Origin of the sequence: Thermogutta sp. (assembly GCF_039793925.1) — a bacterium.
In the GTDB taxonomy this organism is placed as follows: Bacteria; Planctomycetota; Planctomycetia; order Pirellulales; family Thermoguttaceae; genus Thermogutta.
In genome coordinates this window covers 17,421-38,386 of sequence record NZ_JBAMME010000376.1, presented here as the reverse complement: position 1 = coordinate 38,386, position 20,966 = coordinate 17,421, and the positions used below count along the sequence as shown (strand labels likewise).

Annotated in this window: 17 protein-coding genes; 4 read left to right on the top strand and 13 right to left on the bottom strand. The window is 55.3% G+C overall.

The annotated features are described in order from the left end of the window. The 5 genes from ABJK56_RS20455 to ABJK56_RS20435 all read right to left on the bottom strand — a co-directional run. On the bottom strand, positions 1 to 1,428 hold a 1,428-nt coding region (locus ABJK56_RS20455), incomplete at its 3' end, for an HD domain-containing protein (protein WP_347246546.1). A 244-nt stretch (positions 1,429 to 1,672) separates the two neighbouring features. Further along, entirely contained in the window at positions 1,673 to 2,014 is a 342-nt protein-coding gene (locus ABJK56_RS20450) for a P-II family nitrogen regulator (RefSeq protein ID WP_347246545.1), read from the bottom strand. A gap of 58 nt (positions 2,015 to 2,072) precedes the next feature. Further along, positions 2,073 to 3,512 (bottom strand): ammonium transporter, encoded by a 1,440-nt coding sequence (locus ABJK56_RS20445; RefSeq protein ID WP_347246544.1) that lies wholly within the window; start codon positions 3,510 to 3,512, stop codon positions 2,073 to 2,075. A 482-nt stretch (positions 3,513 to 3,994) separates the two neighbouring features. Then, positions 3,995 to 4,570 (bottom strand): cob(I)yrinic acid a,c-diamide adenosyltransferase, encoded by a 576-nt coding sequence (locus ABJK56_RS20440; protein ID WP_347246543.1) that lies wholly within the window; start codon positions 4,568 to 4,570, stop codon positions 3,995 to 3,997. A 223-nt stretch (positions 4,571 to 4,793) separates the two neighbouring features. Beyond that, positions 4,794 to 6,404: a transglutaminase-like domain-containing protein gene (locus ABJK56_RS20435; protein ID WP_347246542.1), complete on the bottom strand. Its 1,611-nt coding sequence runs from the start codon at positions 6,402 to 6,404 to the stop codon at positions 4,794 to 4,796. Positions 6,405 to 6,828: 424 nt separating this feature from the next. On the opposite strand from ABJK56_RS20435, the gene ABJK56_RS20430 reads away from it, so the two are divergent. Further along, positions 6,829 to 7,695 (top strand): hypothetical protein, encoded by an 867-nt coding sequence (locus ABJK56_RS20430; protein ID WP_347246541.1) that lies wholly within the window; start codon positions 6,829 to 6,831, stop codon positions 7,693 to 7,695. After that, on the top strand, positions 7,692 to 8,813 hold the full coding sequence (gene xerD, locus ABJK56_RS20425) for a site-specific tyrosine recombinase XerD (RefSeq protein ID WP_347246540.1): 1,122 nt from the start codon (positions 7,692 to 7,694) through the stop codon (positions 8,811 to 8,813). Before ABJK56_RS20430 ends, xerD begins: the two co-directional genes overlap by 4 nt. A gap of 209 nt (positions 8,814 to 9,022) precedes the next feature. Here xerD and ABJK56_RS20420 read toward each other — a convergent pair whose 3' ends face one another. From ABJK56_RS20420 to ABJK56_RS20400, 5 genes are all read right to left on the bottom strand, one after another. After that, the gene (locus ABJK56_RS20420) at positions 9,023 to 9,517 is read right to left on the bottom strand and encodes a biopolymer transporter ExbD (protein WP_347246539.1); all 495 of its coding nucleotides are present in this window, start codon (positions 9,515 to 9,517) and stop codon (positions 9,023 to 9,025) included. A 1-nt stretch (position 9,518) separates the two neighbouring features. After that, positions 9,519 to 9,959 (bottom strand): biopolymer transporter ExbD, encoded by a 441-nt coding sequence (locus ABJK56_RS20415; protein ID WP_347246538.1) that lies wholly within the window; start codon positions 9,957 to 9,959, stop codon positions 9,519 to 9,521. A gap of 82 nt (positions 9,960 to 10,041) precedes the next feature. Continuing rightward, positions 10,042 to 10,884, bottom strand: coding sequence for a MotA/TolQ/ExbB proton channel family protein (locus tag ABJK56_RS20410; protein WP_347246537.1), 843 nt, complete (start codon positions 10,882 to 10,884; stop codon positions 10,042 to 10,044). Between the two features lie 254 nt (positions 10,885 to 11,138). Then, positions 11,139 to 12,173, bottom strand: coding sequence for a tetratricopeptide repeat protein (locus tag ABJK56_RS20405; RefSeq protein WP_347246536.1), 1,035 nt, complete (start codon positions 12,171 to 12,173; stop codon positions 11,139 to 11,141). A gap of 75 nt (positions 12,174 to 12,248) precedes the next feature. Next, a complete protein-coding gene (locus tag ABJK56_RS20400) occupies positions 12,249 to 15,335 on the bottom strand; it encodes a hypothetical protein (RefSeq protein WP_347246535.1) in 3,087 nt (1,028 codons plus the stop codon). A gap of 399 nt (positions 15,336 to 15,734) precedes the next feature. On the opposite strand from ABJK56_RS20400, the gene ABJK56_RS20395 reads away from it, so the two are divergent. Beyond that, positions 15,735 to 17,093, top strand: a complete 1,359-nt coding sequence (locus ABJK56_RS20395) for an HD domain-containing protein (RefSeq protein ID WP_347246534.1) — start codon at positions 15,735 to 15,737, stop codon at positions 17,091 to 17,093. Between the two features lie 323 nt (positions 17,094 to 17,416). Further along, a complete protein-coding gene (locus ABJK56_RS20390) occupies positions 17,417 to 18,610 on the top strand; it encodes a class I SAM-dependent rRNA methyltransferase (RefSeq protein WP_347246533.1) in 1,194 nt (397 codons plus the stop codon). A 21-nt stretch (positions 18,611 to 18,631) separates the two neighbouring features. Here the strand turns inward: ABJK56_RS20390 and ABJK56_RS20385 are convergent, their stop codons facing one another. From ABJK56_RS20385 to ABJK56_RS20375, 3 genes are all read right to left on the bottom strand, one after another. Next, positions 18,632 to 19,207: a 6-pyruvoyl tetrahydropterin synthase family protein gene (locus ABJK56_RS20385; RefSeq protein WP_347246532.1), complete on the bottom strand. Its 576-nt coding sequence runs from the start codon at positions 19,205 to 19,207 to the stop codon at positions 18,632 to 18,634. A gap of 126 nt (positions 19,208 to 19,333) precedes the next feature. After that, positions 19,334 to 19,690, bottom strand: coding sequence for an HPF/RaiA family ribosome-associated protein (locus ABJK56_RS20380; protein WP_347246530.1), 357 nt, complete (start codon positions 19,688 to 19,690; stop codon positions 19,334 to 19,336). Between the two features lie 462 nt (positions 19,691 to 20,152). Continuing rightward, complete coding sequence (locus tag ABJK56_RS20375; protein ID WP_347246529.1) at positions 20,153 to 20,551, bottom strand: DUF423 domain-containing protein; 399 nt, start codon at positions 20,549 to 20,551, stop codon at positions 20,153 to 20,155. Between the last annotated feature and the right edge of the window lie 415 nt (positions 20,552 to 20,966).

The following is a 20,966-nucleotide window of genomic DNA, read 5'->3' as shown; positions in this document are numbered from 1 at the left end:
AATCTCGCGTCCGACTTCGCAATGATCGGGTCCTAATCCTTTGCCCAAATCATGAAGAAGCAACGCGAGGTGGAGGATTTTCTTCTGGGCAATCCGGCGGTAGGTATCTCCTAATAAGCCTGGGGCATCCGTCAGGGAGGTGGCTGCTTCCACCGCCCGGAGACTGTGTTCATCCACCGTATAGTGATGGTACTGATTGAACTGGAGGAGGCCCCGCGCATGTTCGAACACGGGAAGAAACCGCTCAAGTAATCGCACCTTGTGGAGTCCTCGCAGGAGATGGGCAAGCTGATTGGGGGATTCAAAAAGTGCCGCAAAGCGTCGGAAAATCTCTGGGGGGATTGGGCCGCTCAGATCAGACATATGGCGACGAATACTGTCCCAGACTGTCCAGTCCAACGGCCGATTCAGTTGCTGGCTGGTTTCCAAGAATTCCAAAAGCAGTCCCCATCCCCGGGCAAGCGCCACCTGGCCCCCCGAAGTGATTGCCAGACAGTCACCACGCTCAATAAGATAGGCATTGTGAAGCCTGGTCACGAAAAAGTTCCGCTTTCGATGAGGCGACCTGGCACATTCGGAAAAACGCTGGGCTACGACGAACACATGCTCGGTCTTGCGAAAATAGTCCCGCATGAAAACTTCTGCGGGGAGAAGGTTGTGTTCCCCGGAATAGCCCCACGTTGTTGCTAGTTGCCACTGATCGCTTCGCGTGAGAACGTCATGAACTCTCCCTGCACGCCAGTGGAGCCACTGGCGAACAGCCCAGAGAAAGTCCTCCGCCTCGCTCAGGGCCGCTGCATCTTCGGGTTCCAACGTGGACCAGCCGGAAAGCTCGACTCCGAGTTCCGCAAACCGCTGAATCCAGTGAATGAGTTGCACATCGCGAATACCTCCGGGCGAACGCTTGACATTTGGTTGAAGGATATATACCGTCTCGCCGTATCGTTCCCGTTCAGAATCTCGTGCCAGAATCACATCTCCGAGAAGTCGCTCCCCGTATCGCCGCACGGTTCGTTCCAGCAATTGGTGAAAGTTTCTGAAAACGTCGAGATCTCCACAGAGCAATCGGGCCTGGAGCACGCCTGTGAGAAACTGCGGATCTTTCAAAATGTGGCGCATAACGGTTCTGTTTGTGTGCGTAGAAAACCCGAGCTGCCAACCAAGGTCGAACATGTCTCGGTAGAACCCGGCAGACACAGCGCGGAGAACAGGCGAGGCGCGACCCGGCGTGAAGAGCAGAAGGTCAATATCCGAATAGGGCGCGACAATACTCCGGCCGAATCCTCCCAGAGCCAATAGCGCATAGCTGCCTGTGGATTTTTCGTCGGCGCCGGCCTCCTCCATTTCGTGGGCCCACATTTTCGTGATGATGCTGTCCCACAACGCAGCCAAACGGCGTCCCACCGACACACCTGATGTTCGATTCAAGCATTCACTTGCTATCGATAGTGTGTCGTTCCATAGCTGTTCACGGACTTGCGCGATAAGTGGATGAATCACGGGAGAGAGCCGCTATACCGCAGGCGACAATCCTTCACTCTTTTCATTGGACCCTCTCAGGAATGACGTGACAACCGATCTGACTCTTTTTACAAGCTTTACACGGCGACAACCCGCCATTCCTTGCGGGGATTTCGCAGGTTTCGTCGAGCAGACCTCCCAGCAGGGAAACTCATTTGAGTGCCTGGTCACCAGTCTCTCGAGTCCGAATCCGGACCGCCTGCGTGATTTCGCTCACAAAAATCTTACCGTCACCAACTTGACCCGTGTAAGCCGATTGAATGATGGTATCGATCACCCTGTCTAAATCCATGTCCGGCACCACCACTTCGATCTTGACTTTGGGGACAAGATCAACACTGTATTCCGCCCCACGGTAGATCTCGGTGTGGCCCTTCTGACGCCCAAACCCCCGGACTTCCGTAACCGTCATGCCCTGGATTCCTTCTTTGGTGAGGGCTGCTTTCACATCTTCAAGCTTGAAGTGTCGGATGATCGCTTCTATCTTTTTCATACCTGCAATAACTCCTCACGCGCCAAAGATGCCGCTTTTGGATCCAGCGTCAACGACATCATTTTCCCAGATTGCCAATCACCTCTGTAGGTCCGGTCTCGAGAACAAACTGCTCAGGATAGGCCAGCAATCCATGCTCAGTCAGATCCAGGCCTCGCAACTCAGTCTCGCGCTCGACCCGCAGGCCCACCGTGTATTTCATCCCCAAAAACAACACCAAAGATGTGAGAAACGACCACAGGAAGGCCACCACAACTCCCAGTAATTGCACGAGTAGGGAGTGCACAGAACCACTGGCCAGAAGGCCCGTTTCGCCAGCGAAGAGTCCAACCGCCAGCGTACCCCAGACCCCACACACGCCGTGCACAGAGACCGCACCCACGGGGTCATCCAGGCCCGATCGGTCCAGAAAGACCGCAGAAATCACAACGATGGCGCCAGCCACCGCTCCAGTGAGGATAGAATACGGCGCTGGGATGACATCGCAACCGGCGGTAATGGCGACCAATCCCGCCAGCGCCCCGTTGAGCGCGAAAGAGGGATCGGGCTTTTTAAACCACACCCACGAGACAAATAGCGCGCCGAGAGCACCGGCCGAAGCGGCGAAATTCGTGGTCACGGCTACGTATGCGAAATGCCCACCGCCAACGCTCAGCGTACTCCCCGGATTAAATCCGAACCACCCCAGCCAGAGAATAAACACCCCCAGCCCGGCCAGCGGAATGTTGTGACCAGGGATCGGAACCACACGTCCTCCCCTGTATTTACCGAGACGCGGTCCAAGCACCAAAGCCCCGGCCAGGGCTGCCCAACCCCCGATAGAGTGCACCACCGTGGAGCCGGCAAAATCGTGGAAACCCATGTCCGCCAACCAGCTTGTTCCGTGATACGCCGATCCCCAAACCCAACTACCAAAGATGGGATACGTCAGGGCGCTTATCACAGCGGAATAGATGAGATAAGCGTGGAAATGGATCCGTTCTGCCACAGCGCCGCTCACAATTGTGGCGGCCGTCGCGCAAAAAACTGTTTGAAAGATGAGAAACCCCCAGTCGTAACTCGTTTCCCCATGAAAGAAGAAGTGCGTCGTACCGAACAACCCATTACTCTTACCAAACATGAGCCCGAAACCAATGGCCCAGAACAGCAAACTTCCCATACAAAAATCGAGCAGGTTCTTCATCAGAATATTGGCTGCATTCTTTGCCCGCGTGAAACCGATTTCCACACAGGCAAAACCCGCTTGCATCGCGAAAACCAGAAAGGCGGCAAGACACATCCACAGAAGATCTGTTTCTCCTCGCAAATTGGCTGAAGTGATCTTCCCCTCATCATCGCGGGCAAGCGATGACTGGGCGAGCATTTCCAATCGCTCCTCCACCGATAAGGACTGGAACGGCTTTTCCGCTCCGCTAGTTTGGGCCAATAACGGCCGATCAATAGGACAACACAACCAAGTGGCCAGTCCCAGTAGCAGAAGCACGCAGAAAGCTCGCATCACCCCGATCACCTTTCCTGCTGAGCTCGAAATGCAGCACACCGTTTTCCTCGACGGGGAGCTTGCAAGCCTTGTACCCATTCGCCGAAAAATGCCAGCCGGTTTGCCCCGGTGCGCTCCCGAGTGTGCGAGCAGCCTGCGTATCTCATTGCCCTAGCGCATGTTACGCTTTGGGCGAAGTGCCCAGGAGGGCGAGCAAGAAGGTGGGTTGCACTAGCTTGAACACCGCAGAGTCCACATTCACGCTCCCATGGTTGCCTACTTTCTAAGCATACATGCCCACTTTGTTTTCAGGCGAGAGCGTCAATGGAACATATACGCCTAGATCTGTAACATTTTGGAGCCGGATATCTTCGAACGGAGCGGACAAACGTACCGTCGAAGCCGCTGCACAGGAGACTACTGCGCTTGTTTGACGCAAAGAATGCTCATATTCTAGGCACGCGCCCTCTTCGAATCAGGATATTGCAGGCCGGGCTCCGTTATCCCCTTCGCGGGGGTGGCTCCCAAGGGTGTTCTACCACTCCTGCCTGGTGATTGAGCCAGCGGGCAAGCACGAAAAGAAAATCACTGAGACGATTGATGAACGCCAGAACGACCGGTGAAAGGGGCGTGCCCAGTTCAAGTCCCTCCCGCACGAGGGCCACCAAACGCCGCTCGGCTCGTCGACACACGGCCCGGGCAAAATGCGTCAAGGCTCCAGCACGTTCCCCCCCGGGCAAGATAAACCGATCGAGGGGCGGCAACTCCTGGTCGAGTTGATCGATGGCTTCCTCAAGCTCCCGCACATATTCCGCCTTAATGTATTGTGTGCCCTGCCGCTGGGGATCGGGGGTGGCCACTTCGGCTCCCAGTTCGAAAAGTCGATTCTGGATCTTGGCCAGCAGGGCTTCGGCACGCGGAGGAAGCTTCTCTGCCCGGATCAGTCCGATCGCACAATTGAGCTCGTCAATGGTCCCGCAGGTCTCGATCCGCAAACAATCCTTTCCTACGCGGGGACCACGATAAAGACCGGTCTCGCCGGAATCTCCTGAACGTGTATAGATTTTGGCTCCCATCAACGTATCGCTCCTACATGGGACAAAGAGCTTGGCAGAACATCCGCTTCCATTCCTACACGTGGAACCAACCTTTTTAGAGTCTTGAATCCCTTCGATCACGCAGTACTATGAAACTGACTCAAAATAACGCCGCAAGCGTGAATCAGCTAAGCCGTTTTGGCCTGCATCAAATACGGCCGCTCCAAGTACAGCGAACCCGAGCCCCGATAAGACCAAGCCATCAATCGCCCTCTACTTTGACAATTTCAATTTTGATCTGACCGAGAAGTTTCGTCAGCGGCAGGAACGAACCCAAGGCGTCAGACCCAGCAAGCGAATCATGACCGAATTTGATGTAGCCGGCATGAATGCCCCCGTTCCCCCTGGTTGCGTCAAAACCGATCCAACACCTGTCAATTAGCAATTCTGTCCACATGTGGTAATAAAAGGCGTCACGGTGATACACGAGCCCCACGGCCACTCGTGATGGAATACTACTGGCCCGAGCCAGTGCGGCCAGCAACACGGCATGTTCTGTGCAATCACCCTCTTTTGTTTTAAGAACGTCCAGTGCAGACAGAAACGCTTGATTGTAATCCCGGTGTCTTACAGTGTGGAAGACATAACGTTCTAATGCGACGGCCAGACTCGCAGGTTCTTTGGCGCTGTGGGCTATCGATTGGGCAATCGCCCGGATTTCGGATGCGTCGGATTGAATCCATAAGCTGGGCTCCTGTTCTTCAGGCGTTGCCTGATCACCACAAGTGCCCGAGTTACCGCCAGGGCCTCGAGTTGTTACCGTCAACTCTAAAATATCGTCGCCCAATCGCCGCACCTGCTGATTGACTCCGGTCGCCAAAAGTTCAGCAAGTCCTTTGATACTTCCCTTTATGTGATAAGTTGCGCGATGTGCTTTTGTTAAATCCCCCGGTGCGCGAGCGGGAATGCGAATGTCCTCGATGAGATCCAGAGAAGACGATGCCGTCTGCAAAGCGCGTTCCTTCGGCACAAGCACAGCTTCAACTGGAGGAGAGTTCATCCTCTGTTTGACGATCATACCGGACGAATCGGACCAAACGGTTTGTTCTACCCTTTGATTGCCCGGTAGCGTGTAGAGGATGTCTATGCGGAGAAGTCGAGTTTCACGTCCCGAAACCTGGACGGCCTCGTAATCGCGGGCGTGAGCTCTTGCCTGACACACTCCGTTCACTCCGAGCATAAGGCAGGAAAATTCGCGCACTTCGCCTGGCCGCATGTTTTTTTCCCAGAGCCAATCCTGGAGTCCCAGGAAGCCCCGGCAGTCCTCGGGGAGATCGAAAGTTTGTCGAGCTGTTCTTCCTGCTACGACCGTTTCCACCACCAGCTGCAGGCCGCTGACTCGACCACGGTACTCGGCCAGCGCTCTACCCTGTTCAACTGTCACCGTGAACTCGCGAGGACGACCTTCACATGTTTCCACAGATCGGTACCGCGTGACCACTGAAACCGGAGTTCCCATCCGCTTCACACGGAGTACCACTTCTCCCTCCACTTCGCGACACGCAGATGATGAGTTGCCCACCGACCGCACGGATATTCGCTCATAGCCCACATTCTCACCGAGAAGAGACTGCAGATACCAAAACTCGCGAACCTGACGAAAAGGTTCCCAGTTTGTCGAGCCCGGGTTGGCTGTGGATGTCGGTACCGATGGGCTGGCCTGGCGCCCACATCCAACGGGGATTGTTCCCGCCAACAAGCAAATGATCATGAACAAACCCCAGAGTCCGGGTTTGTCCATGAGAAAACTGGACCACTTCTCGATGATAACCAGCACCGTGGTCTTTGCGAATCCTACAAAACGATGACGCATGAAAAATCCCCGCGAAACCGCTTCCCCAAGTTCGCTAGAGCCTGTTTCCTCGAATGTTTTGAGAGGGAAAGGCCGAAACGCTGTTGTCCGCCCGCTTGTGCAGAATTGGCTTGTTCAGTTCTCTTTAGCCATTCAATGTGGACTTTTCACGTTACCAACCTTTTGCCTACGCTACGCTGGGTACCACCCGCCTGCGAAACGAGACAGGGAATGCCATCTCATGGCCGCACGCTATCAATTTTAATGCTAGAGTTCCACTAGAGAACTCGTCACGGAATCACACCCAGGCAAGTGGCGATAGCGGTGAGCGCCATAGCTTAGTGGTTGGGATTCCGTCAGGCTTTTCACCGCGATGATTCGCGGAGTGAAACGAAGGGCGGATTATAGGGGTTCGCAACAAAAAAGACGTTAGGATTGGGAGGGAATGCCATCTGGTTCCGCCAAAAATGTACTAGGTTTAAAGCGGGGGAACAGGAATCCCACCACAGACGACCAGGAGCCGTGCCGGTATTCCCGGAGTTCAGTTGGAGACCTACGACTTCAGCGACAGCAGATTGTGCAAGATTTTCCGGAAATACGAGGGTGCAACGCAGCGATGGGCTTTCTTAAAAAATTCATCAGAAACGTATTACGCGAAGGCTCTCAGGCACAACTCCGCAGCAGCTTCGAGCATTTGAGCGAGGAGGAGCTGGAAGCCCATCTCCGCATCGCCAAATACGGTAACTTCACCCTGACCGATGCGATTCGCCCTTCCTACGATCTCCAGGTCGTTCCCCGCGAGGGGTATCGTCACGATATTTACCGCAGCGACAACGGCAAAACCGTGATTCCTGTCCTCATGGCCTCTGTATCGAAGGAACGGCTTTTCGATACGTTCATGGAGCTCCTCGACCCACTGGGAGAGGAGGTGGACGTCGTCCTTGAAACGAGCCACAATCGGGATCGCCCAGGCCATCACGACCTTTATCGTGAAGATATCGACATGCCGGTCCTGAAGAGCGTTCTCTGGGAATTCGAAGACCTCCTGCTCAACGATGGTTGCACCGGCGTCGCGGTTCTCAATCCGGATATTCCCCTGGAAGTGCAGTTCGACGAGCACAAACTCCTTATCTGCTACGGATCAGATCTCCGCGCGTTTGAACGGATCCTCAAAGGACACGGAATCCCCAACGACGAACAGATCCGATTCATCACAGAAGCGGAACACGTTCATTCGTCCACCGACTACTACGCCAGGCGTTTCGAAGAGTTGAAGATGTATCTGGGCATGGACGAAGGCTGCTATGTGTGACCCGCGTCGAGAACGCAACTGCGGGTTCCGCCAATTGTACAGAAAATAGCGGACCTATCAGTCCTACCGAGGAGTCTAATACTGGCGAGATTCATCCGCTCAATTTGCCGAAATTCCCGACAGGGCACTTTCTTCCGCCATTGTTCATTTGCCGCTCGCGCGATCCTTACCTTTCGCCCATGAGTCCCGCACGGAGAAAGCTGACTCCCCAGCGTCCCGACTGCCAGCGTGTCACTTCAACCTGGCAGGAGGCCTTTGCTCACTACCTGTCGGCTGAATGTCACCTCGCAGACAATACCGTAAAGGCATACACCCGGGATATTCGCCGGTTCACGGAATGGCTGGGTGGGAGGAGTATTTCTTCGCTCGGCATTCAGGAACTCTCCGAGTATGTGGGCTGGCTGCACGACCGGGGTTTGGCCTCGACCTCCCTCGCTCGGCATCTCGTTTCGCTGCGTCTTTTCTTCCGCTATTTGCAACTGGAAGGCATCCTCAAGCTTAACCACGCTGAATTGCTCAACAGTCCTCAAGTGTGGGAAAGGGTGCCTAGCGTGCTTTCACCTCAACAGGTCGACGCGCTGCTGGCCAGCCCCCGACCGTACGATAGGTGCTATCTACGCAATCGAGCTATCCTGGAGTTTCTTTATGCGACGGGTTGCCGTGTGAGTGAAGTCGCCCAGCTCAAGCTGGAGGACGTGCATCTGGCCGACAGATACTGCGTCTGTCGTGGAAAAGGCAGTAAAGAGCGGGTGGTGCCGCTGGGAAAGCGCGCGATCGAAGCTTTCCAAGATTATCTCACGCGAGAGCGCCCCCTGCTGGTTAGAAACATCCTGCCTACGCCCCCCTGGGCCTTTGTGTCCTACCGAGGAAAGCGGCTTCGCCGGGAGCGTATTTGGGAACTTTTAAAGTTCTACGCCCTGCGAGCAGGTTTGCCACCGGATATTAGCCCGCACACGCTCCGACACAGTTTTGCCACACACCTCCTTGCCGGGGGCGCTGATCTCCGTGTCGTTCAGGAAATGCTCGGACACGCCTCGATTGCTACCACGCAGATTTACACCCACGTCGATTACACACGCTTGAAGGCAATTCACAAACGCTTCCATCCGCGGGGTTGATTGAGCGGTGCGTAGCGGACGGCGGGCGTCGTCCCGAAAAGAACCTGAGACAACAGTAAGTCACCGACCGGCAAACAAGTGGCGGAGTAAGACTTTGCAAGCTGGGGCAAAAACCGGCTAATGGAAACGGCCAGGCAGTTGAATAGGAGGACAGCTTCTCGACAACCGCTCAGGGGACAAGCGGTTGGTGCCGGAACGCCCACCGCGATTCACGATCCTTCTTTGTGAGGCGGAGCAAACTTGATTTTCTCAACCATCCGGACGATTTGACCATCCGGGCCGATGTAGCCCGACACCGCAGTGATGGCTCGAATCACATACTCATAACGGAGGTCATAGTCGCAATCGAGCTCCACCTCGGCATCGCTCGCTCCCCCAGGTCCGGAAGCGTCGCCGACCAGTGCGCGGACCTGATCACGCAACTCGGCAAAACTCGAGAGTCGCCGTTCTGCGAGAAATAGCCCGGCGAGTTCGCCCCCCGCCCCCGCGGTCATGCGGACCTTGATTGGCGGCAACTGCACATCCGACGGCACCCCGGCGCTGGGTGCGGCCTGCGGCATTTTGATGAAGAAGTCTCCTTCGGGGGCGGTGATCTTGAATGTCATGATAAAGAACGTCAGAAGCTGAAAGACGACGTCGATCATCGGCGTCATCATCAACTCAACTTTTCCCCCGGTATGTTTGCCGGATCCACGAAATTTCATGCTATGGACTCTCCTGCTTTGCCCGGAGGGTGAATTTTTCAAACCCCACACTCTGACACAGCCGGATTAACTCCTGAACACGCCCCGTCTTGGCGTAGCGATCCGCCCGAATGATGATCGTGGTGTTGCGGAAGTCGCCGCCGCGGCGGGATATCAGCTCCTTTTCCACATCCAGAACAGGCCGGAGGTTGTCCAGTGTGAACTCGTCTACCCCGTAGAAAACGGTTCCGCGGGCGGTCATCTGAAGAGTGATGGGCCAGGCAGGGGCGGTATCGGGCGGTTTGGCCAACTCGCTGGCGGGAAGCCGAATTAACTGATTCTGGTCGCCCTCAGAAAAATTGATCAGAATCATGAAGAAGGCGATCAACTGAAACGTCATATCAATCATCGGCGTCATATCGCCTTCGGCGTCTGGAATTTGGCGACCTCTCTTGTATCGCATGAGCACCAGCTCCGTTTAAAGCCCGCCCTCCACCGCGGCTGTATCAGGTTGTCAACCGATCTTCCGCATCAAAAATGCGTTATTACTTGCGCGGTGCGGCGGTCGAGAATCGGGACATCAGACCTTCGCTCACAATCCCTACTTCCAGGACCAGACGGGCAATACGGTTTCTCAAGAAACCGTAGACGATGACAGCGGGAATAGCGATGATCAAACCCACCAGCGTGGTGATTAACGCTGTGGAAATACCGCGCGCTAGTTCGGACGGCTTTGGTGTCGTCGTGCTGTTGGCGATGACACTGAACGATCGCACCATACCATCCACGGTTCCCAGGAGGCCCACCATCGGACTGATCGTGCCAATCAGACCGATGTAGCTTAATCGGTGCTCCATTCGCATCGCCTGCTCTTCACCAACTTCCTGCATAGCCTCAATAGCCTGGGAATAACCTGCCGAGAGCTTGGCGAGTCCTGCGGAGAGTACCTGTCCGAGGAACGAATCATCGTTTTTCGCCAGCTCATAGGCCTCCTGAAATTTTTTCTCATTGAAAAGCGTTTCGAAACCGTCAATCAGTGCGGACGGCATTACGGCCTCCCGGCGGCACGACACCAGGTTCATGACCAAAAGGGCCACGAACGAGAATGAAATCGTCAAAAAAGCCAGCGTGTACGTCCAGCCGAGGGACTCGAAAAACCATCGCAGCACGGATTTTTCCTGGGGTCTTGCCTCAGTCTCTGGAACGGCCGCACCCTGGCCTGCTGGAGCGGCCTCAGGCAACTGATCATCTGCCGGTGCAGCTTCCTCGGCTGCGGCGATCCGCTCCACAAACCTGGGGAGGTGCGGCACCACCCCTAAAAACACCGTCAGACCGGCAAGTGTCGCCACAATCGCCCCGGTCCACGTCGAAAAGAAACCCTGTCGCATGAAAACCTCCGTTATTGGTCTAACAGACCCGGCACCCTCGATCAAACGCCTCCGAACACCTCTGTTCCGGAACCTCTTTGAGTAAAACAACCGCGACACGGGTGAGAGCATGCAAAACCATTTTCTCCGCTTGCCTTTCCCATCATCGCGGTTATTGCTTTAGTTTACACAACCTCGATTTGGAGAGTAAACATGGCTCCCGTATTCCAGAATCCGGGAAGGCCATCCCAAGATCGGCCCCGGGCAACGGTTGGTCAATTGGTAACGGCCACTTCCCGCCCATATTGTTCCTTCAGCACTCGCGCTGCTTCAGCCGCCCGTTCAGGATGCTGGACTTGCGGCCACAATTGCACCAGATTTTGAAGTGCCTCGATGTGAGAAGGTACGTCGCGGAAGTAAATCAAATCCACGTGAAGGAATGCCAAGATCGCCTGCTTGATCTGCCCCGCTTGTCGATAAGCAAGACCCAGGGCTGTGTAAGCCCGGCCCATTACCTCCGCGTTCTCAACGAGATCCGGCCGCTTGAGGATTTCCTGAATCATGGAAATGGCCTGATCCGTCTGTCCTTTAGCGATCAGACATCGCGCCTTGCCAATGATGGCAAGCAGCTTGGGTGTGTCATCTCCGGAAATCTGTAGGGATATTACCTGATCAAAGGCTTTCTCGGCCTCATCTATCTTCTTAGCATCTAAATAGGCCCAGCCGATGGCGGCGCCTCCCTGCGCTTTGTATTCCGGCCAGGGCGCCTGAGCAATCAACTGATAGTATTCAACGGCCTTATCGACACTGCCCTTCGCGCGGAGCAACTCAGCAACCAATCGAATTGCCTCCCAGTAATGGTAATTGTTTGGATAGTTAATAGTGAAGTTCGCCACCAGCTTACCTGCATCGTCGATCGACCCCGAACCTGCGAGGGCAAGACGTGCCGCGGCGGCTGCGCGATAAAATTCAATATCTTGGCGAACCTCCGGCCGTGTGGACTCATCGACCTTGATTTTGTCGAGGATGCTCACCACATCCTCATAGCGAGAAACTTCGAACGCCGCTCGCGCCGACTTAAGAAGTGCCGGTTCTCCATCCCATTCAATTGTTTGGATTTGATTGACACTGATGGTGCGAGGGGTTGTCCCCTGATCGACCACAACCTCCGTTTGCGTCATGCGGGTGATTCTTCCTCGAATCGTCTCGCTGCCCACTCGTACGACATCCCCCCACGCGCTGACGCCCACGAAGAGGGATATCGCGACGATTACGGAGATCACAGCCGTCGTTTTCAACGCATCACGCATGGCGGAACACTCCTCAATACTCACAGCTATATCGGTGTTTGTGCTGGCTTCCGCATTGAGTTTGGGACTGGTTGCTCAGGACGCAGTAGACCTCGCCTGGGCCGGACCTTCAAATGCTCGCAATCCCTGGGGGTTTTTTTGTCCCAACATTTGCTGGATCGTCCGGGCCAGTTTATCGTATCGGGTATACCATTCTTTCCCGCCCATCTCGGGATACAGCAGGTAAGTACGCTGGATGTCGAGTATGGCCTGGTTGAGGAGCTCCTGACGTTTGGGTCCTGTCTGTTTCTGCGCCAACTTGAATCGGCACAGAGCGAGATTATATCGGGCTTGATGGAAGATGTCCTGATACTTTGTGTAATTGACCGCCACCCGGCGTGCGATTCCCCCCCATCCCCAGATGAGAAACCGCCCATTCTTCTCATATCCACCCCGGATGGCGTACTCGTAATACTCTTCCTTACCGGGCTGCTCGGCCCATTCCTGATAGATTTGGGCAGCCTCAATCTGGGCGTCCAATCGATTCTCTTTTCCCTCCTTATCAATAACGTTGATGATGATGGCCAGCGCCTTATCGAACAGACGAAGACCCCGGAGTGCGCTGGCCAGTCTCACCTTAAGAGCGATCGTGGCCTCCGGGGGGCCAAACTGCGGATCTTTCTGGCATTTATCGATCAGTTCCAGGTAAGTTCGCATCGCTCTCGTGTAGTATTCCTTAGCCTGTTCCGGGAGATTAGGGCCTCCTGGGTCTAGCCCTTTCGCCAGACCGAGAAATGTTTCTGCGACCCAGTTGAGAGCCCGAAAATCGACGCTTTCGGATCGCTCTTGAATGGCTTCCAGAAACGCGGTGAAACCTTTCAACACTTTATCGACTTCTTCGCTTTTTCCTTCATTGCGAAGCCGGGTCAATTGTTCCTCCAGTTGCCGACCCAGACCCACATAGACGAGTGTCAAACGCCGTGTGGCCTCGGCATCATTGCTCCCTGCCACCAACTTTTCCAGCTCATCACGAATCTGAAACGCCTTATCCAAATTTTGAGCTCCCACGTACGCTCGCAGGGCCGTTTTGAGGATTTCTTCCTTAAATTTCGGTAGACTCACTGAGCTATGGTTCGTGCGCATCAGAGCGAGTGGACCAATTGCGGGATCTTCCAGAAGTTTAATGGCATCATCCGTCCGCCCGGTATTGACATAAAGCTGCGACAAAAGCCACACCGAGTATTCTAGGAAGTAATCAACCGTCACTCCCTGCGTACTGGAGCGAATCCGCTGGACACCCTGCTCGAGATATTTCTGAGCTTCCGCAACCAAGCTTTGTGTTTCCTCCTGAGCCGATCCCTCCTCACGAGACGTTGCCGCCTTCGCGTATTGCGTCCACAAAACCTGACCGATCCGCAATTCCGCCCGCGCACGACTGGGCGAACTCTCAGGAAGTCGATTTAAAAACGCCTTGGCCCCTTCAAGCTGGTCGAGATCCAGGAAGCTCTCCAGCAATGTCAGCATGCATTCTCCAGATTCCGGTTGGTCCGGCCATTGGGTCAACACGTACTCGGTCAGGGACTGCATTTGGCTCAACTCGGCATCTGCCGGCTGTCCGTTCTTCCGCGCCTCGATGAAGAGATTCCGCAACGCTTTGACCGCAATTTCCGCGGCCTTTTGGGAACCAGCACTTTGTGGATAGCGGCGGGCGAGAAATTCTCCCAGAACCGCTGCATCCTCATAGCGCCCGGCATCCCAGAGCAGAAAAACCATTTGAAATCGCATCAGGTTTACTTCTTCGAGAGGTTGATTTTTGTAAAGAGCGAGTGCTTTTCGGTAAAAGCTGATGGCCGCATCCCTCGCTTTCGTCGCTTCGTCGCGAAGCTGCTTGGGATCCCCTTCTCCTTTTTGAAGCTGGGCCATCAATCCCAGGAAACGTCCCCAGGCCAGCTCACCCCGGGTCTTCGCATCAGCGTACGTCTGAACCTCCTGGACACTTAAATCCTCCTGAGCGCCGGAGAGCTGGGCGAGCTTTGCCTGAGCGTCCAATCGGTGGGTGCCGGGGGCCCGGGAGACGATTTCCAGGAAACGTCGGGCGGTCGCGCGGTACTGCTGCGCTGATCGTGCGTCTTTCGCCTTATCTGCTGCCTGGGCCAGTTGCAGTGCTGAAAGCGCCGCTTCATACATCAGGTTGAGGCCCCACTCCGAATCACGGACATCCGCACGCACCGACTCTTCCCATTGAACGGCAGCGTCCACCGCGGCCTGGTGACTGTTGTTCTTCCGATAAATCTGAATGAGGCGCGCCAGAGCTTCCGTGTGGAGACGCTGCACCTCGGGCGAATCACCGGGCACGGTTAACGTCTCCTTGAAGATGTCGGCGGCCTCCATATCCTGGCCCAACTCCTGATAGCAGATACCTTCGTAGAATCGTGCATAAATTCCCGCCGCGTAGTTTTGATATTTACTGAAGATCTTCTCGTACTCGGCAGCCGCCTGTTTGAGAAGATCACTCCGCTCTTTGCTGGACGCCGGATAAGTTTGCGCTAGTTGGTAGAGGGCCCCGACCGAATAAATCAACGACTTCAAATACGTTGCTCGAGCTTCATCCCGCTCCTTGACCAGCGCCGCATTGGCCCGGTCGATAACCTTATTCTCAAATTCCTTGGCGCGATCATAGGCCGCCTTTTTGAATACTTCGAACTCCTGGCGTGCCTGTTCGATGAGTTTGCGAGCTTCCAACCGTGCGGGCTCGGCCTCCTGATCGCTTTTGCCCTCTGTCGTGGCGAGAAGTCCTTTCGCCCGCTCAATCAGGGCCTGGGCCATCTCGGCCGTCGCCTCTGGCACCGCAGGATGCTGGGGATGTTCCTGAACAAACTTTTTGAGTCGGGCAACGGCTGCCCCCAGGAGCTGTTCGCGTGTCTGAGCAACCCGGGAGGCCTGAGCCGCTCCAAGCAAAGCCTTGCCCGCTTCGTAATCGATCACTTCTTTCAGTTCTGCAGGGCATGAGGGATCACCGGCCAGCATGTCAAGATATTCCACGGCGGTGTCGAAATACCCGCGGAGCTTGAGAGCCTCTAAAAAACGCCGGTGAATGTCCGACTCTTGGCCGGATACGTCGTTGGCCTTGCCACCCACTACCACGGCAATGACAAGCGCCAGACAGATTCTCCTCAATAACATCTCCTCCGCCTCCGTTCACAGGTCCTGTGGCGGATAATTCAATCACTCAAAACACAGAGCAGATCTGGCTCCCTATTTCTTACTACCACATCCGGTGGGAGTAGAAAAGCCACTCCCTCAATTGCATTCCGGGGTCCAACTTCGGTTTTGCCTTTTTTCGCCCGAACGACTTGCAGTGGGTGCAGAATCTTCGTAACCCAAATCAATGCCCCGGACCACTCCCGGCTGAGCCACAAACATGGCAGAATGAAACCTGAGTTGTTTGGTGGCTTCGCTCCCCAGCGACTGTTCCTACGACGATAGACTGGGCCTGGACCCGCACCCCTCCTGGGCCTTTTCATCCATGGAGGGCGACTCGAAAAGGGGCGAACTTCTGTCTCTTGCGACGAGGACGAAACGATGATTCGTTGGGAGGAACTTCCCGAACTGATGGCTCTTGATTCGCGGCGGCAACTCATTCGGATTCCGCCGGAATTGGACGTTCCCATTACCGACCGTGTTCGCCGCCTGATCGATACAGCGGCCTTCCGTCGGTTGGCGAGGATTACACAGCTGGGACTGGTCTCCCTCGTTTATCCGGCCGCCAATCACACCCGATTCGAGCACAGCCTGGGAGTGTATCGCCTCGCACTTTTGGTCCTGAAGCATCTTTCCCACGATCAGCGGTTTCGCGTTCAAGTGACGCCTCAAGAGGGCGAAAAACTCATCGTGGCCGCTCTGCTTCACGATCTGGGACACTGGCCATTCTGTCACGCCATCGAGGATCTCGGCCTGCCGGACGTCCCGCCCCACGAAGCGTTTGTCGCCAGATTCTTGCGGGACGAACCGGTAGCGCTGCTCCTCGAACGTGACTGGGGCCTGCAACCCGACGACGTGCTGAACCTCATCGCCAAGCGGCGCATGGACGGCGTGTCAAGTCTTTTACAAAACATTCTTTCCGGTCCGCTCGATGTGGACAAAATGGATTATCTTTTCCGGGACAGTCTTCACGCCGGCGTTCCCTATGGCCGTTTTTTTGACCAACAACGGCTGGTGGGTAGCCTCTGTCTAAATGAAGAGGGTGACGGCCTGGCCATTACCGAAAAAGGAAAAACGGCCGCCGAATTAATGGTTTTTGCCCGATATGTGATGTTCAGTGAAGTCTATTGGCACCATGCCGTTCGGTCAGCCACCGCAATGCTCCAGCGGAGTTTTTACGACTTGAAGAATCGCCTTGACCTCGAGGTACTTTTCTCGTTAGGCGAATGGGAATTCATCGAAAACCTCCGTCGATCCGCTGGACAGTCGAATACAGCCGACATTCTGCAGGGACTTTTTGGACCGGTGCGAACCCTCTACAAGCGGATTGCCCAGTTTCACTACTTTGATGGCAATGATGTCTATCGGCGAATAGCTGGACGACCATATCGCTGGCTCGTCGCCTGCGCACATCACCTGGCAGATCTCCTCAGCAAAAAATTGGGGATCCGTATCCTCCCACACCACATTCTGGTCGATGCCCCTCCGGTTCACAAAGAAATCGAATTCCGTGTGGATGTCTTTTTCCCCAAAGAGGGAACTTACCGCCCACTGAGCGAAGTCTCCCCGGTTGTACGCGCCCTTGCGCAGGAGCAGTTCGATCATTACGTGAAGCGAGTCCGAGTTTTTGCCGCCCCGTCCATTGCGGGGGAGATCAAACGGCTGGGCGCCTTGACCGAGCTCATGCATCAAGCTGTGGACGCCACGGACCGATTCGAGAGCGATATTTCCGACTCTTGATAAAGGCCGCCGCTGCAGGCCTTGGTAAAGCCGATTCTGCATTTGCCGGGCAGAATAACCTGTGTTCGCGGCAGCAAGCAGGCAAAAGTCACCGCAGTAGCTGAACAACTGTCGCTATCCGTATTTCCCTCGGTGAGTAATCGGCCGGCCTCGTTTTCTTAGCACATCCGAATCTCGCCGGAGGAGGTGGAGATGTCTGGAAGTGTGAACTCGGATCCGGCACTTAATCTCCTGGCCTTCTTTCATGTCCAAGTTGTGGCATAATCGAATCGTATTTCATCCGATTAGTGGAATGAGCAGGCTCAAGGATCGAGATTGAGGCCATGAATGCGGAGGTCACCGGGAGAGTCATCGTCCGGCAGGATCGTTTGCGGCCGTTTGTGGAACGCCACCCGTGGGTCCGGGCAACGGCGGTCGAGCTCGTGGAGGGCAATCCTCCCGATGGGGGAATCGTTGACCTTGTCACACGGGACGGGCGGTTCATTGCTCGGGGCCTATACAATAGCCGGAGCCAGATACGCGTCCGCCTTTATACGTGGCATGAGGTGCCGCTGAACCGCGATTTCTGGCGTGCTCGCATCCACACGGCGCTGGCCGTTCGCAACGAACTGGGTTTGATCACCACGCAAGGAGCTGCGCGACTGGTTTTCAGCGAGGCTGATGGATTAAGCGGGCTGATTGTAGACAAATACGGCCCGTATCTCGTGGTTCAAACCAATGCCCTCGGGTTGGAGCAGAGATCTACTGAACTCCTGGAAATCCTGGAAGAGGCGATCAGGCCTCGCGGAATTGTCCACCGCTGCGACCCGGAAATTCGCGATCAGGAAGGTTTGACCGTCGATCGCGCCGTCCATGGAACCGTTCCCGATGGTCCCATCCTGATTGAGGAGCATGGAATCCAGTATGGTGTGGACCTTCTCACAGGTCAGAAAACAGGTTTCTATCTCGATCAGCGAGAGAACCGGCGGGTGGCGGCGCAATGGACACGGAACAAACGCGTGCTGGACATGTTCTGCTATACCGGCGGATTCGCCCTGTGTGCAGCGAAGCTCGGGCAGGCCAGGGAAGTTTGGGGCTACGATAGCAGCGAGAAAGCCATTATTCTCGCGCGAGCCAACGCGGAGCATAATGCCGTCCCCCGGGCCCGTTTTGAGGTGGGCGATGCCTTTCAAGTGCTCAAGGAACTCCGGGAACGCGGCGAGCGATTCGACGTGGTGATCCTTGATCCGCCAAAATTTGCCTCCGGAAAGGCGAAACTTCCCGAAGCCCTTCGCGCCTACCATTTTTTGAATCGAATGGCGGTGGAGCTCATTCCCTCAGGCGGCTATCTCATCACATGCAGTTGCTCTGGATACGTGACGCGTGAAGACTTCTTCAACGTCATTTTCGGCGTTGCCCAGCAGACCCGGCGAGACATTCAAATCCTCGAACAGCGAGGTGCCAGCGCTGACCATCCCGTCAGCGTCACCTGCCGTGAAACAAACTACCTAAAGTGTTTTATCTGCCGTGTAATCTGAGAGTGAGCTGCTCCACCGGACTCAGCAACGCGACTCACCATCCTGGCGAGAATAAATCCATTGTGCGGAATAGTGTGGCGTCTCAAACACTTCCACGGCCAGGCGTTCGACGCTTTCGGGAAACTGGGCTTCGATTCGGTCCTTTAAATTCGCACCGATGTGCCGGGCCAAGAGTTCCGCCGTCACGTTGCACAGCGGCAAGAGGACACAATTGGCGGCGGGGAACTGCCAGGTCCATTTTTCCAGCGATGCCCGAATCACGTCATGCTCCAGTATTTCCACACGGAGCCACGAATTCTTGGCAGGCAGAAGAAGTTTGTGATCGAACGGTTCGACAACTTCACGAATGAGCCGGTGAAGAACGAGAAAATCCATAACCCAACCCGGCTCCCGCAAGTTACCCGCCACCACCACTTCCACGGTGAAGTCATGACCGTGAATGGCCTCGGCTGAATCAGGTCCGAAGACCAGAAAATGGGCGGCGCTGAATTGCACCGTCCCGCGACCAATGCGGATCGCGAAGTCTTCCCCCAAACCAACTCCTTTCTTTCCAGAACCTCGCAGCAGGTGCGAAAACCCTGGTTGCGTGCGAACCATTTGGGCCCTCAATAGCCGTTGGTCTGGAATATCGCGCCGCTAAAAGGCAGACAGGGCCCAACAGGTAAAACACGCGAAACGTTACAGTTCCCCTGGCACCGCCGTGTGCTCACCTGGTAAGGTTTGTCACTCTGACTGTTCCTCCTCGGCAAAACTTCCCGCGGAATGGGCCCCTTTTTTGTCCCGCTTGCGATCGAGTTCTCGGGCTACAACCTGGCTGAGCCGATCAGCCGCCCTGTTGACGACACTGATGAGATCAGCGTCCTGGTCTTCAATTTTGATGTATTTCCCGCCACGCAGGGACGCCAATACCCGGCAATATTTATCAACCCCGCCCCGCGGGCCATTGACGTCCTCCAAAATTACATCGACATTCATGACAAACCCATCGAACTGGTCAAGAGCGAACATGAAACGCCGCTCCACCAGCTCACGCGTTGCCTCATCCAGATTAACGCGACGGGTTTGGATGTGCAGTTCCATAATGTTCCTCCAATTCAGCGCTTCTGCAGGCGGTACATGGATCAACCGACCCGATCTCCGGACCGATCACTCATTCCCCACCAGATCAATGGACAGCCGTCGATAAACCGAGGTTCAGACGACCTCCCCGGCTCGAAAAGCGAACCATATACCCCGCACCGGGGATGCTCTAAGTGCTTCCGGTTCCGTCTCATCACCTGAATGCGAAAAGCACCGTGTTCACTCGGGTCAATGGCCTGCCCATTCGGCAGTCGGTCCTTTGGCAACGCTTGTGTTCTGGCAAATCCGATGCCTTTCTGTTGGTGAAGTTCCAACTTCCTATCCGTAAGCCCAAGGTAATTCTACCCCATTTAACACCCGAAACCAGCCCGTTTTGCCTTCCCACCCCAGTTATGATGGCCCGCCGATCACACACTTTCGGTCTTTCCAGATTTTGCGTCCGAAGCCTCCCGGGGCTGATTCTCAGGACCGAATGAGCCGATTTTTGCCGGTAACGGCTATACCGGCCAGACCGAGCCAGGAGAGGATCCATAGCATCGCGCCCGCCGGAATGATAGGTCCAAGATGAAGCTGCGGCAGGCACACCCTAAGAAAAAGCCCGCCGCTAAAACCGACTATCCCCAACAAAAAACCGATTGCAACGACATTGAGGCCACGGAATTTTCCGCACAGTCCGGCAAGTCCGCACAGGATGAGGGCAATGGCGTGGTAAAACTGGTACCGCACGGCCAGCTCAAACTGCCGGACCTCGGCTATTCCCGAATTCCCTTTGAGAACGTGATCCGCAAACGCAGCCAAAACCACACTAAGACCTGCCAGAATCGCGCCGCAGGCAATCCAGAAACGGCTTCTTTCACTCACGGGATGTACTCCTGGGAAGGAAATTGGCCAATTGGCCCACCAGAATTTGCCGCTCTTTCACGAATCGCGCCACTTTGCTAAAACAGTGTCCAACCCGGCAAAAAGTCCGCAGGAAACGAGCGTATTCCTTCGCCGGCACCGACACGCCCAATCGTGCGGTCGCCCTACCCGCAACACTGCCTTCTATCCGCCAAAGGTATATAATACGCTTTATACAGCGGTGGCCCATAGGGGTATGAAGGCAGCTTCCCGCGGGATGCGGAACATGACTGGTGGTGGACAAAGCCAGCCAGCGAAGCCGATCCCAACTCGATCGTGCACGATAGCTCGAACTCCCAAGAAACCTGGTAGGTTCCCCGCATGGAAACAACAACAAACCATGACAGATTGGGGTTAGATCACAAAACTGAACATT